Source organism: Streptomyces achromogenes subsp. achromogenes, assembly GCF_000720835.1.
Classification (GTDB): domain Bacteria; phylum Actinomycetota; class Actinomycetes; order Streptomycetales; family Streptomycetaceae; genus Streptomyces; species Streptomyces achromogenes.
The window spans coordinates 50,207-61,967 of the sequence record NZ_JODT01000014.1 but is presented as its reverse complement, the minus strand read 5'-3'; the positions used below and the strand labels follow the sequence as shown (position 1 = coordinate 61,967).

10 protein-coding genes are annotated in these 11,761 nt (G+C 73.4%); 2 read left to right on the top strand and 8 right to left on the bottom strand.

Translation table 11 applies throughout. The annotated features are described in order from the left end of the window. Nucleotides 1-81: 81 nt before the first annotated feature. Genes IH25_RS0115560 through pdhA form a run of 3 tightly spaced genes read right to left on the bottom strand, consistent with a single transcriptional unit; the run spans nt 82 to nt 3,628 of the window. A complete protein-coding gene (locus IH25_RS0115560) occupies nt 82-1,452 on the bottom strand; it encodes a dihydrolipoamide acetyltransferase family protein (RefSeq protein WP_030609418.1) in 1,371 nt (456 codons plus the stop codon). Beyond that, nucleotides 1,452-2,456, bottom strand: a complete 1,005-nt coding sequence (locus IH25_RS0115555) for an alpha-ketoacid dehydrogenase subunit beta (RefSeq protein ID WP_030609415.1) — start codon at nt 2,454-2,456, stop codon at nt 1,452-1,454. The genes IH25_RS0115560 and IH25_RS0115555 overlap by 1 nt, the downstream gene beginning before the upstream one ends. Next, a complete protein-coding gene (gene pdhA / locus IH25_RS0115550) occupies nt 2,453-3,628 on the bottom strand; it encodes a pyruvate dehydrogenase (acetyl-transferring) E1 component subunit alpha (protein ID WP_030609412.1) in 1,176 nt (391 codons plus the stop codon). The genes IH25_RS0115555 and pdhA overlap by 4 nt, the downstream gene beginning before the upstream one ends. Before the next feature lie 174 nt (nt 3,629-3,802). Here pdhA and IH25_RS0115545 point away from each other — a divergent pair, with 174 nt between their 5' ends. Further along, nucleotides 3,803-4,303, top strand: a complete 501-nt coding sequence (locus IH25_RS0115545) for an Lrp/AsnC family transcriptional regulator (RefSeq protein ID WP_245172800.1) — start codon at nt 3,803-3,805, stop codon at nt 4,301-4,303. Between the two features lie 2 nt (nt 4,304-4,305). Here IH25_RS0115545 and IH25_RS0115540 read toward each other — a convergent pair whose 3' ends face one another. Together IH25_RS0115540 and IH25_RS0115535 are read right to left on the bottom strand one after the other, a co-directional pair. Next, nucleotides 4,306-4,893, bottom strand: coding sequence for a TetR/AcrR family transcriptional regulator (locus tag IH25_RS0115540; RefSeq protein ID WP_030609407.1), 588 nt, complete (start codon nt 4,891-4,893; stop codon nt 4,306-4,308). Continuing rightward, on the bottom strand, nt 4,890-6,404 hold the full coding sequence (locus IH25_RS0115535; protein ID WP_030609404.1) for a 3-hydroxyacyl-CoA dehydrogenase: 1,515 nt from the start codon (nt 6,402-6,404) through the stop codon (nt 4,890-4,892). Before IH25_RS0115535 ends, IH25_RS0115540 begins: the two co-directional genes overlap by 4 nt. Nucleotides 6,405-6,553: 149 nt before the next feature. On the opposite strand from IH25_RS0115535, the gene paaN reads away from it, so the two are divergent. Continuing rightward, the gene (gene paaN / locus IH25_RS0115530) at nt 6,554-8,248 is read left to right on the top strand and encodes a phenylacetic acid degradation protein PaaN (RefSeq protein ID WP_030609400.1); all 1,695 of its coding nucleotides are present in this window, start codon (nt 6,554-6,556) and stop codon (nt 8,246-8,248) included. Here paaN and IH25_RS0115525 read toward each other — a convergent pair. Genes IH25_RS0115525 through IH25_RS42970 form a run of 3 tightly spaced genes read right to left on the bottom strand, consistent with a single transcriptional unit; the run spans nt 8,245 to nt 10,840 of the window. Then, on the bottom strand, nt 8,245-8,997 hold the full coding sequence (locus IH25_RS0115525) for a TrmH family RNA methyltransferase (protein ID WP_030609397.1): 753 nt from the start codon (nt 8,995-8,997) through the stop codon (nt 8,245-8,247). The two genes, paaN and IH25_RS0115525, sit on opposite strands and share 4 nt — an antisense overlap. After that, nucleotides 8,994-10,205 carry an HTTM domain-containing protein gene (locus IH25_RS0115520; RefSeq protein ID WP_030609394.1) on the bottom strand — a complete coding sequence of 404 codons (1,212 nt, stop codon included), beginning with the start codon at nt 10,203-10,205 and terminating at the stop codon, nt 8,994-8,996. Before IH25_RS0115520 ends, IH25_RS0115525 begins: the two co-directional genes overlap by 4 nt. Continuing rightward, complete coding sequence (locus tag IH25_RS42970; protein WP_051753941.1) at nt 10,202-10,840, bottom strand: DUF5819 family protein; 639 nt, start codon at nt 10,838-10,840, stop codon at nt 10,202-10,204. Before IH25_RS42970 ends, IH25_RS0115520 begins: the two co-directional genes overlap by 4 nt. Nucleotides 10,841-11,761 lie beyond the last annotated feature (921 nt).

Sequence of the window (11,761 nt, the reverse complement as noted above, 5' to 3'; positions counted from 1 at the left end):
GTCACAGGATGCGCACGCTCTTCTCCCGCAGGGGGCGCGCGCTCCTTTCGTCAGGTGTCTCCTTTCGTGAGGTGTCTGCTGTCACAAGGTGCGCAGCAGCACCGCCGGCTGTTCCACGCAGTCCGCCACGTAGCGCAGGAAGCCGCCCGCCGTGCCGCCGTCGCACACCCGGTGGTCGAAGGTGAGCGAGAGCTGCACGACCTGCCGGACGGCCAGCTCCCCCTCGTGCACCCACGGCTTGGGCACGATGCGGCCGACGCCGAGCATGGCCGCCTCGGGGTGGTTGACGATCGGTGTGGAGCCGTCGACGCCGAAGACTCCGTAGTTGTTCAGCGTGAAGGTGCCGCCGGTGAGTTCCCCGGGGGTCAGCGTCCCGGCGCGGGCGGCCTCGGTGAGCCGGGCGAACTCGGCGGTCAGGGACTCGGCGTCGCGCGTGTGGGCGTCCCGGACGACCGGCACGACCAGCCCGCGGTCGGTCTGGGCGGCGAACCCGAGGTGGACGCGGTCGAGCCGGACGATCTCGCGGGCCTCGGTGTCGACGGTGGAGTTCAGCTCGGGGAACCGGGCCAGCGCGGCGGTGCAGATCCGGGCGAGCAGCGCGAGGACGGAGATCTTCGCGCCCGGGGTGGCGTTCATGGCGGCCCGCGCGCGCATGAGTTCGGTCGCGTCGGCGTCGACCCAGCAGGTCGCGTCCGGGATCTCCCGGCGGCTGCGCGAGAGCTTGTCGGCGACGGCGCCGCGGACGCCCTTGAGCGGGATCCGCACCCCGTCCTCGGCTCGGGGGGCCGCCGGGGCCGCTGCGGCCCGTTCACCGGCCGTAGGGGCGGGAGTCGGTACGGCGTGATCGGCGACCGTGGCCGCGCGGGCGGCCTGGGTGCGCAGGGCGTTCTCGACGTCCGCGCGCAGGATGAGTCCGTCCGGGCCGGAGCCGGTCAGCCGCCTGAGGTCGACGTCGTTGTCCCGGGCGAGCTTGCGCACGAGCGGGGAGATCACGGGGACCGGCCCCTCGACGGGGGCGGGGGCGGCTGCCGGCGGGGGCGCCGGCGAGGCCACGCGCGCGTGGAGGGCGGCATCGGCGGTTCCCGGCCGCCGGACCTGTCCGTCGGCGGCGGCCGTGCCCGCCCGGACCCGGCGCCGGCGGGCCGCCGGCGCCTGGGTGCCGTAGCCCACCAGGACGTTGCCCGAGCCCTCCGGACTGTCCTCCGGTGCGCCGACGGCGACCGTCAGGAGCGGGGCGCCGACGGGCAGTTCGCTGCCCTCCTCACCGAAGCGGGCGGTGACCACGCCACCGTAGGGGCAGGGCACCTCGACCATCGCCTTGGCCGTCTCCACCTCGACCACCGGCTGGTCGACGGCGACCACGTCACCGACCTGGACCAGCCAGCGGACGATCTCCGCCTCGGTGAGCCCCTCGCCGAGGTCGGGCAGCTTGAACTCCAGCACCTGAGCCATCAGCCCTCGGCCTCCCACTGCAGCCGGGCCACGGCGTCCAGGATGCGGTCGACGCCGGGCAGATGGTGCCGCTCCAGCATGGGCGGCGGGTAGGGGATGTCGAAGCCGGCCACGCGCAGCACCGGCGCCTCCAGGTGGTGGAAGCAGCGCTCGGTGATCCGGGCCGCGATCTCGCCGCCGGGCCCGCCGAAGCCGGTGGACTCGTGCACGACGACCGCGCGGCCGGTGCGCCGGACGGCCGCGCAGACCGTCTCGTCGTCGAAGGGCACCAGGGAGCGCAGGTCGATCACCTCCAGGTCCCAGCCCTCGGCCCGGGCGGCCTCGGCGGCCTCCAGGCAGACCGGCAGGGAGGGGCCGTAGGTGATCAGGGTGGCGCTGCTGCCGGGGCGGCGCACCACCGCGCGTCCGATGGGCGCCACGTCCGTGGGCTGCTCGGGGTTCCAGGTGTCCTTCGACCAGTACAGCCGCTTGGGCTCCAGGAAGACCACCGGGTCGTCGGAGGCGATGGCCCGGCGCAGCAGTCCGTAGGCGTCGGCGACGGTGGCCGGGGTGACGACGTGCAGGCCCGGGGTGGCCATGTAGTAGGCCTCGGAGGAGTCGCTGTGGTGCTCGACGCCGCCGATGCCGCCGCCGTAGGGGACGCGGACGGTGATCGGCAGGGGCATCCGGCCGCGGGTGCGGTTGCGCATCCGGGAGACGTGGCTGACCAGTTGCTCGAACGCCGGATAGGCGAAGGCGTCGAACTGCATCTCCACGACCGGGCGCAGGCCGTACATCGCCATGCCGACGGCGGTGCCGAGGATGCCGGCCTCGGCGAGCGGGGTGTCGGTACAGCGGTCCTCGCCGAACTCCTTGGCGAGCCCGTCGGTGACGCGGAAGACGCCGCCCAAGGTGCCGACGTCCTCCCCGAGCACGTGCACGGTGGGATCGGCGGCCATGGCGTCGCGCATCGCGCGCGTGAGCGCCTGGGCCAGGGTGGCGGGCTTGACGGCGACGGTGGTCATCGGGCGCCGCCTTCCCGCGCGCCGGGCTCCTCGCCTGCCCCGCCGGCCTGCTCCTGCTCGGCTTCCAGCTCGGCCCGCAACAGGGCCCGCTGTTCGCGCAGCTGGTCGGTCGTCTCGGCGTAGACGTGGTCGAACAGGTCCATGGGGTCGAGTTCGGGATCCCGGTTCATGTGTTCCCGCAAGGAGGCGGCCATGGTCTCGGCGTCCTGCCGGGCGGCCTCGATGCCGGCCTCGTCCAGCAGCCCGCGCTCGGTCAGCTCGCGTTCCAGCAGCTCGACCGGGTCGTGCGCGCGCCAGGCCGCGACCTCGGTGTCCTGCCGGTAGCGGGTGGCGTCGTCGGCGTTGGTGTGGGCGTCCAGGCGGTACGTCACCGCCTCCACGAGGGTCGGGCCGCCGCCCGCGCGTGCGTGCCGTACGGCTTCGGCGAGGACTTCGTGCACGGCGGCGGCGTCGTTGCCGTCGACCAGCCGGCCCGGCATGCCGTACCCGACGGCCTTGTGGGCCAGGGAGGGCGCGGCGGTCTGCTTGGCGAGCGGGACGGAGATGGCGAAGCCGTTGTTCTGGACCAGGAAGACGACCGGGGCCTGCCACACGGCGGCGAAGTTCAGCGCCTCGTGGAAGTCGCCCTCGCTGGTGCCGCCGTCGCCGACCATGGCCAGCGCCACCACGTCGTCGCCCTTGAGGCGGGCGGCGTGGGCGAGTCCGACGGCGTGCGGCAGCTGGGTGGCCAGCGGAGTGCTGAGGGGGGCCACCCGGTGGGCGTACGGGTCGTAGCCGTTGTGCCAGTCGCCGCGCAGCAGGGTGAGCGCCTGGACCGGGTCGACGCCCCGGGCGACGACGGCGAGCGTGTCGCGGTAGCTGGGGAAGAGCCAGTCACGGTCCTCCAGGGCCAGGGCGGCGCCGATCTGGCAGGCCTCCTGGCCGGTGCTGGACGGGTAGACGGCGAGCCGGCCCTGCTTGGTCAGGGCGGTGGCCTGCGCGTTGTAGCGGCGACCGCGCACCAGCTGGGCGTAGAGCCTCAGCAGCAGGCCGGGGTCGGTCGTGGCGGCCGACTCGGTGCCGAGGACGCGGTAGGGCTCGGCGTCGGGCAGCAGCGGCGCGGGGTCCGTACGGGGCTGCCAGGCGGGCGGCGGCGAGGGCCGGTACGCGCCCCGCTGCTCCAGAACCGTCATGACGGCACCTCCTCGTGGGAGCGGCTAAGGAGACGGGGCGGCTGTGACCCGTCTCACCTACCGATTGTTCGGTTGACGGCGCATTTTGGCTACAGGCGGCCCAGGGCTGTGGACAAACGGTTCTCCACAGCCTGGAATGAACGCAGGCCGTCCACGGCGAGGAAGCGGGGGAACATGGCGCCTGAACAAATGGCCTACGGACCACAGGAGGGTGGCGCGCTGCCGCCCCCGCGCCCGCTGGACGCCATCGACCAGGCCATCCTGCGGATCCTCCAGGGGGACGGCCGCGCCTCGATACGGTCCGTCGCCGAGCGCGTCCACGTCTCGCGCGCCAACGCCTACGCGCGGATCAACCGGCTCGTCGAGGACGGGGTGATCCGGGGTTTCAGTGCCCGGGTGGATCACGAACGGGCAGGTCACGGTACGTCCGCGTACATCACGTTGAAGATCGTCCAGAACAGCTGGCGCACGGTCCGCGAGCAGCTCCGGCAGCTGCCCGGCGCCTCCCACATCGCCCTGGTGGGCGGTGACTTCGACGTGCTGCTGCTGGTGCACACGCCCGACAACCGGACGCTGCGCGAGCTGGTGCTGACACGGCTCCAGGCGATTCCCGAGGTGCTCAGCACCCGCACGCTGCTGGTGTTCGAGGAGGAGGACCTGGAGCCGGACGGCTGAGGTCAGCCCCGGCGCAGCCCCGAGAAGACCAGCCGGACGACGGCGTCGGCCATCTCCGGGCCGCCGGCGCCGCGCGCCTCCGGCCGGTACCACTCCACGATGGAGTTGATCATTCCGAAGACCAGCCGGGTGGCCAGCCGCACCTCCACGTCGCCGCGTATGTCCCCGTCGGCCGCCGCCGCCTTCATCAGCCCGGCGACCCTGTGGTCGAAGTCGCGGCGCCGCTCCAGCGCCCACCGCTCGGTCTCGGTGTTGCCGCGCACGCGCAGCAGCAACGTCACATAGGGCAGTTCGGCGGTGAGGACCTCGACCATGCGGCGCACGACGTGCTCCAGCCGGTCGGCGGCGCGCCCCACGCGCGCGGGCTCCTCGTCCAGGATGGCGAACAGGCCGTCCAGGGCGCGGCTGACGGCCCGGCGCAGCAGCTCCTCCTTGCCGCTGACGTGGTGGTAGATCGACGACTTGGAGATGCCGGCCGCCTTGGACAGGTGCTCCATGGAGGTGCCGTCGTAGCCGCGCTCGTTGAAGACCCGCACGGCGACGGAGAGCAGCGTCTCGGGGGTGTAGGTGTCGCGTCTGGGCGTGGTCATGAGGTGCTCTCCCGCCGGTCGTTGGCATAGGCGTGACGGTAGAGCGCGAGGGAGGGCGCGTAGCGTCCGGAAGGGTCGCGCTCGTGCATCTCGTCCAGGATGTCGAAGGCGAAGTCGCGGCCGAGCCTGCGGCCCCACTCGAAGGGCCCGAGCGGGTAGTTGACGCCCAGGCGCATCGCGGTGTCGATGTCCTCCTCGGTGGCCACGCCCTTGGCGACGGCGTCATGGGCGAGGTCGATGATCCGGGCGACGGTGCGCGCGACGATCATGCCGGGGACGTCGCCGATGACGCTGACGTCCTTGCCGAGCGCCTGGAAGAGTCCGGTGGCCTCGGCGAGGGTCCGCGGCGAGGTGTCCTGGGAGGCGGACAGGGCGATCCGGGTGGCCGCGCGGTAGTCCAGGGCGAGGTCGAAGTAGACGACGTCCCGGAACTCCGCGGAGGTCTGGCCGTCGGCCAGGACCAGGTCGCCGCCGCCGGGCAGCACCAGACGGGTGCCCTGGTCCTCGTCCTCCTCGCGGACCTCGATGCCCGCCTCGCGGATCAGCGTGAGCAGCTCGGCCGCCGGGCCCAGGCCGCCCTCGGCGACGACGTGGGCGGGCGGCCGCTCCTTGTCGGCGGTGTGCGGCTCGGGCCGCTCGGCGCCCTCGGCGTAGTCGTACCAGCCGCGTCCGCTCTTGCGGCCGAGCCGTCCGGACTCCACCAGCCGGCGCTGGGCCAGGGAGGGGGTGAAGCGCACGTCCTGGAAGAAGGACTGCCACACCGAGTGGGTGACGGATTCGTTGACGTCCTGGCCGATCAGGTCGGTCAGTTCGAAGGCGCCCATCCTGAAGCCGCCCGACTCGCGCAGGACCGCGTCGATGGTCGCGGGGTCGGCGGCCTGGGCCTCGTAGACGGCGAACGCCTCGGCGTAGAAGGGCCGGGCGATGCGGTTGACGATGAAGCCGGGTGTGTCGGCGCAGGCCACCGGGGTCTTGCCCCAGGCGCGGGCGGTCTCGTACGCGCGCGTGGCCGAGGTGACGTCGGTGGCGAACCCGGAGACCACCTCCACGAGCGGCAGCAGCGGCGCCGGATTGAAGAAGTGCAGGCCGACGAAGCGGCCCGGGTGACGCAGGGCGCCGCCGATCGCCGTCACCGACAGCGAGGAGGTGTTGGTGGCCAGCAGGCAGTCCTCGGCGACGATCTCCTCCAGCTCGCCGAAGAGCCGCTGCTTGACGTCCAGCCGTTCCAGGACGGCCTCCACCACCAGGGCGCAGTCGGCCAGCTCCGCGAGGCCGTCCGCGGGCGTGAGGCGGGCGCGGGCCGCGTCCCGGTCGCCGGCGGAGAGCCGGCCCTTGTCCACCAGCCGGTCGAGCCGGGCGCCGATCGCTTCGGCCGCGTCCCGGGCCCGCCCGGGCACGGCGTCGTAGAGCCGCACGGGATGGCCGGCGACCAGCGCGACCTGGGCGATGCCCTGGCCCATGGTGCCGGTGCCGACGACGGCCACGGGGCTGCTGAGGTCGAGTGCTGTCATGTGCGCGATCCTCCCGCACGACGTTTTCCACAGATGCGGCGGACCCCCTTGTCCCGACCGATCGTTCGGTTACTCTAGCTCTGACGGGCAGCCCCTGCCCAGGTCACGGACTCGATGAAGAGGCTCTCCAGACGAGGAGTTGGTCCCGCATGGCCGCCGAACCGACCGCCCACGAGTTGCTCCGAAAGCACCGGCCCACGCTCGACCAGGCACTGGAAGCGATCCGCACGCGCGCGTACTGGTCCCCGCATCCCGAGCACCCGAAGGCGTACGGCGAGAACGGCAGCCTGGACGCGGCGGCGGGCAAGGCCGCCTTCGACGCCCTGCTGGGCAACCGCCTCGACCTCGCCGACCAGCCCGGCATCGACGACTGGGTGGGCGGGGAGGTCTCCCCGTACGGCATCGAGCTGGGCGTGACCTACCCGCATCCGGACATCGACGTGCTGCTGCCCGCCATGCGGGCCGGGCAGCGCGCCTGGCGGGACGCGGGGCCCGAGCTGCGGGCCGTGGTCTGCCTGGAGATCCTGAAGCGGATCAGCGACCGCACGCACCAGTTCGCGCACGCGGTCATGCACACCTCCGGCCAGGCGTTCATGATGGCGTTCCAGGCGGGCGGCCCGCACGCCCAGGACCGCGGCCTGGAGGCGGTGGCGTACGCGTACGCGGAGCAGGTGCGCACCCCCGAGCAGGCGGAGTGGACCAAGCCGCAGGGCAAGCGCGACCCGCTGGTCCTCACCAAGCGGTTCACCGCGGTCCCGCGCGGCATCGGCCTGGTCATCGGCTGCAACACCTTCCCGACGTGGAACGGCTACCCGGGCCTGTTCGCCTCCCTGGCCACCGGCAACGCGGTCCTCGTCAAGCCGCACCCGCGCGCGGTGCTGCCGCTCGCGCTGACCGTCCGGATCGCCCGGGACGTGCTCGCCGAGGCGGGCTTCGACCCGAACCTGGTCGCGCTGGCCGCCGAGCGCCCCGGCGAGGGCATCGCCAAGACCCTCGCGCTGCGCCCCGAGATCAAGATCATCGACTACACGGGGTCGACGGCGTTCGGCGACTGGCTGGAGACCAACGCCCACCAGGCGCAGGTCTACACGGAGAAGGCCGGCGTCAACACGGTGATCGTGCACTCCACGGACGACTACCAGGGCATGCTGTCCAACCTGGCGTTCTCGCTGTCCCTGTACAGCGGCCAGATGTGCACCACCCCGCAGAACCTGCTCATCCCCCGCGACGGCATCGCCACCGACCAGGGGCACAAGTCCTTCGACGAGGTCACCGCCGACCTCGCCCGCGCGGTCGACGGCCTGCTCGGCGACGACGCCCGCGCGAACGCGCTGCTGGGCGCCATCGTCAACCCGGACGTCAAGGCCCGCCTGGAGGCCGCGGCGGGTCTCGGCGAAGTCGCCCTCGCCTCCCGCGAGGTCGCCCACCCGGAGTTCCCGGGCGCGGTGGTGCGCACCCCCGTCATCGTCAAGCTGGACGGCGCCAAGCCGGACGACGAGGCCGCGTACATGAGCGAGTGCTTCGGCCCGGTCTCCTTCGCGGTCGCCGTCGACTCGGCGGCCGACGCCGTGGAGCTGCTGCGCCGCACCGTCCGGGAGAAGGGCGCGATGACGGTCGGCGCGTACACCACGGACGCCGCGACCGAGCAGGCCGTCGAGGAGGCCTGCCTGGAGGAGGCGGCCCAGCTGTCCCTCAACCTGACCGGCGGGGTCTACGTCAACCAGACGGCCGCCTTCTCCGACTTCCACGGCTCCGGCGGCAACCCGGCGGCCAACGCGGCCCTGACCGACAGCGCCTTCGTGGCCAACCGCTTCCGGATGGTGGAGGTGCGGCGGGAGGCCTAGGCCGGTGGCGCGCCCCCGGTCGCGCTCCAGTGGTACAGCGTCATCGCCACGCTGGTGGCGAGGTTGTAGCTGGAGACCTGGGGGCGCATCGGCAGGCGCAGCAGATGGTCGGCGCGGGCGCGCAGCCGGTCCGACAGGCCGGTGCGTTCCGAGCCGAAGGCCAGGACGGCGTCGTCCGGCAGCCGGATGCCCCGGATGTCCTCGCCCTCCGGGTCGAGCGCGAACAACGGCCCGGCGGGCAGTTCGTCGAGGTCCAGCCGCTCCACGGCGGTCGCGAAGTGCAGACCCGCGCCGCCGCGCACCACGGTGGGGTGCCAGGGGTCGAGCGTGCCCGTGGTGACCACCCCGGTCGCCCCGAAACCGGCGGCGAGCCGGATCACGGCACCGGCGTTGCCCAGGTTGCGCGGGTTGTCCAGCACCACGACGGGGGCGGTGCGGGGCGTGCCGGCGAGCGCGCGCAGGTTCGCCGCGCGGGACGGCCGTACGGCGAGCGCGGCCACACCGGTCGGATGCGGGCGCGGGACGAGGGCGGCGTACTCCGGCCCGGACACCTCCGTCAGCAGGGCGTCCAGGGTGTCGCGGACGTCCCCGGCCAGCTCCTCGGCGAGACCGAGCGCGGCCCGCCGGTCGGTGGTGACCGCGACCGGCACCTCGGCGCCGAAGCGCAGCGCGTGCTTGAGGGCGTGGAAACCGTCGAGCAGGACGGCGCCCTCGGCGTGCGCGCGCCAGTGGCTCAGCGGGTCGGTCATGCGGTGAACCCTACGTGGTCGGCCGTGCTCTCCTCCTTGGGGCGCGGTGCCGGGACCGCGCGGCCGGGGCTCCGGGCGAGCCGCCCCCGCGCGCGGCCCGCCAGGTCGCCGAGCCGGCGCAGGAAGGACGTCGGCAGGAACACCGCGTCGGCGGCGATCATCGCCAGCGAGAAGAACGGCAGGCCGAGGACGACCGCGATCACCGTGTGCTCGGCCATCATCACCACCAGCAGGACGTTCTTGACCCGCCGGTTGAACAGGGTGAACGGGAAGGCGACCTGCACGGCGACCGTCCCGTAGGTCACGATCATCATGATCGTTCCGCTGGAGGACATCAGGTCCGCCAGCCCGGGCCAGGGCGAGAAGTAGTCCAGGTGGAGCGGGTAGTAGACGGCGGTGCCGTCCTGCCAGCGCGAGCCCTGGACCTTGTACCAGCCGGCCGTGGCGTAGATCAGGCAGGCCTCGGCCATGATCACGGCCAGGGCGCCGTTGTGCAGGACGTTGGCGATGACGTCCAGCAGAAGCCGGGGACCCTGCCGGGCCGTCCACCGCCCGACGGCCCACCACAGACCGAGTCCGGCCCACGCCGTCCACAGCAGCACCGGGATCTGCCAGCCGTTGTCGAACCGCCCGGTCCCCATCGCGATGACGAGCGCCAGGCCGAGCACCGCCCACAGCGCGGGCCCCGCCAGGTCGGCGGGCACCCGTTCGCCACGCGCGCGTGCCGCCGCCGCGTGGGCCGCGCGGCGGGCATCGAGGGACCACACCTGTCCGCAGCGCGTGAACACCAGGTAGATCGACATCAGGTGCAGGACGTTGTCACCGCCGTCGCCGACGAAGACGCTGCGGTTCTGCAGCGACAGCACGCCCACCATGAACAGCAGGGAGGCGGTCCGGGTGCGCCAGCCGAGCACCAGGGCCGCGGAAGCGAGCACGGCCAGCACGTAGCAGAGCTCGAACCAGAGCCGCCCGTGGGACCACAGCAGCACCGTGAAGGCCTGGTTGTCGGCGGTCAGCTGCTTGGCGAGGTTCCAGCCCCACGGTCCGGTGGGACCGTACAGCTCGTGGCGGTGGGGGAACTCGCGCAGCAGGAACAGCAGCCAGGTCCCGGCGAACCCGATCCGGATCACGGCGCTCTGGTACGGCCCGAGGGCCACGCCGGTGACCTGGTCGACACCGCGCGACAGCGTCAGGGAGAGACGGTTCACCGCACGCCTCCCGCGGCCTCGTCGGGCGTCACGGACCACCAGGGCAGCAGGCGGTAGACGGGTTTGTCGGACACGCGCTCACGGCTCCAGGACGGCGGCTGCACATTGGTGGTGCTGGAACGGACCTGCACGCGCTGGATCACGCCGATCCGGCTCGCCGGATCGCTCCGGTACAGGCGCATCACCACGATCCGGCGCAGATACTGCTCGGACAGCGAGCCGCGCAGGCCGATGGCGCGGTTGTCGGCTCCGTGCGTGGCGGAGAAGAAGTCCCAGGCCCGGCGCAGCTCGTTCTGCTGGGTGTGGCTCGGCGCCGGATTGCCGTCGATGGCGGCGCCGTCCTGGGCGGACAGGTCGGTCCACGCGGTGGTGAGCAGCCCGCCGTCGCGCATCCGCACCTCGGCGCGGACCTGTACGGCGATGTTCTGCTGGAGCGGGTTCGGGGCGAACAGCTTCCAGTTCTGCTCGAACTCGGGGTACACCCACTCCTCTATCGCCTTGCCGTGCTGCTTCGTCACGGTGTTGGAGGGCGCGAGGCTGAAGAAGACCATCAGCAGATGCACACAGGCGACCACCGCGATCACGGCGAGCGCCAGCGCGGCGACGACCTGGTAGCCGGGGGAGAGGGCGGCCACGCCGGTACGGGGCCTGGGCACCGCCTGGCCGGGACGCGACGCGGCCCCGGGCCCGACGGCACCGGCGTGGGGCCCGGGCGCGGGCCCGCCGGTGCGGGGGCCGGCGCCGGTGATACCGGCACGGGGCTCGGACGCGGGCCCGTTGGTACGGGGACCGGTGTCGGCGGTGCCGGCGTGGGGCCCGGGCGCGGGAAGGTCGGCGCGGGCACCAGGCCAGGTGACAACGGCGCGGGGTCCGGGCGGGGGCACGGGGGCAGGGGGCTCGGGCGGGGACACGGGGGTTGGGGGCTCGGGCGTGGCGGCCGGTGGCGGGGCCGGCCGTGGTGGCTGATCCGGGAGACGCGTCCCGGCCGGCCCGTCGGGAGCCTGCGGTTCCCGCGAGTCCTCGTCGTACGCGTCCATTGGGTCCCGTCCCCCGTTTCGGCTCATTCTCGTTCGGCCCGGTCGTTCCGCTAGGTCTCGTCCGCCCGTCGTCCGGGCGGGGGCAGCCGTCGGCGCCGGGTTCGTCACAGGCGCCGCGTGCCGCACGGGCGCCGCCTCTCGGCGCCCGCACGGAACGGAACGGTACTCAGCCGGGGGCACCGGGCGCAGCCCCGGGTACGAACCGAGGAGGTGACCCTCGCTCCGGGCGCGACGCGGGACCACGGCGGATACGGCTCCGTCGCTCCGGCCGGCGCCTTGACCGGGCACTGCTTGCTGCCGTCCCCGCCCCTGCCAAGCCGGGCCTCGCTTCCGTCTTCACCCCGCGGGGGCGCGCCCCGCCCCAGCCCCTCGCGACGCCCTCCCGGCCCCTCCCACCCCTCCCCGGACCCAGCCCGGACCGGCCCGCCCGCCGCCTTCCCGCGCGTTGTCCACAGGTCGCGGCGGGAGTTTTCCACAGCGGTTGACACCCCGTGGCGGCCCGGCACACCATGGATTGCG

Coding starts and splice junctions, on each gene's coding strand:
- IH25_RS0115560 (WP_030609418.1), bottom strand. CDS start 1,452: ATGGCTCAGGTGCTGGAGTTCAAGCTGCCCGACCTCGGCGAGGGGCTC.
- IH25_RS0115555 (WP_030609415.1), bottom strand. CDS start 2,456: ATGACCACCGTCGCCGTCAAGCCCGCCACCCTGGCCCAGGCGCTCACG.
- pdhA (WP_030609412.1), bottom strand. CDS start 3,628: ATGACGGTTCTGGAGCAGCGGGGCGCGTACCGGCCCTCGCCGCCGCCC.
- IH25_RS0115545 (WP_245172800.1), top strand. CDS start 3,803: ATGGCGCCTGAACAAATGGCCTACGGACCACAGGAGGGTGGCGCGCTG.
- IH25_RS0115540 (WP_030609407.1), bottom strand. CDS start 4,893: ATGACCACGCCCAGACGCGACACCTACACCCCCGAGACGCTGCTCTCC.
- IH25_RS0115535 (WP_030609404.1), bottom strand. CDS start 6,404: ATGACAGCACTCGACCTCAGCAGCCCCGTGGCCGTCGTCGGCACCGGC.
- paaN (WP_030609400.1), top strand. CDS start 6,554: ATGGCCGCCGAACCGACCGCCCACGAGTTGCTCCGAAAGCACCGGCCC.
- IH25_RS0115525 (WP_030609397.1), bottom strand. CDS start 8,997: ATGACCGACCCGCTGAGCCACTGGCGCGCGCACGCCGAGGGCGCCGTC.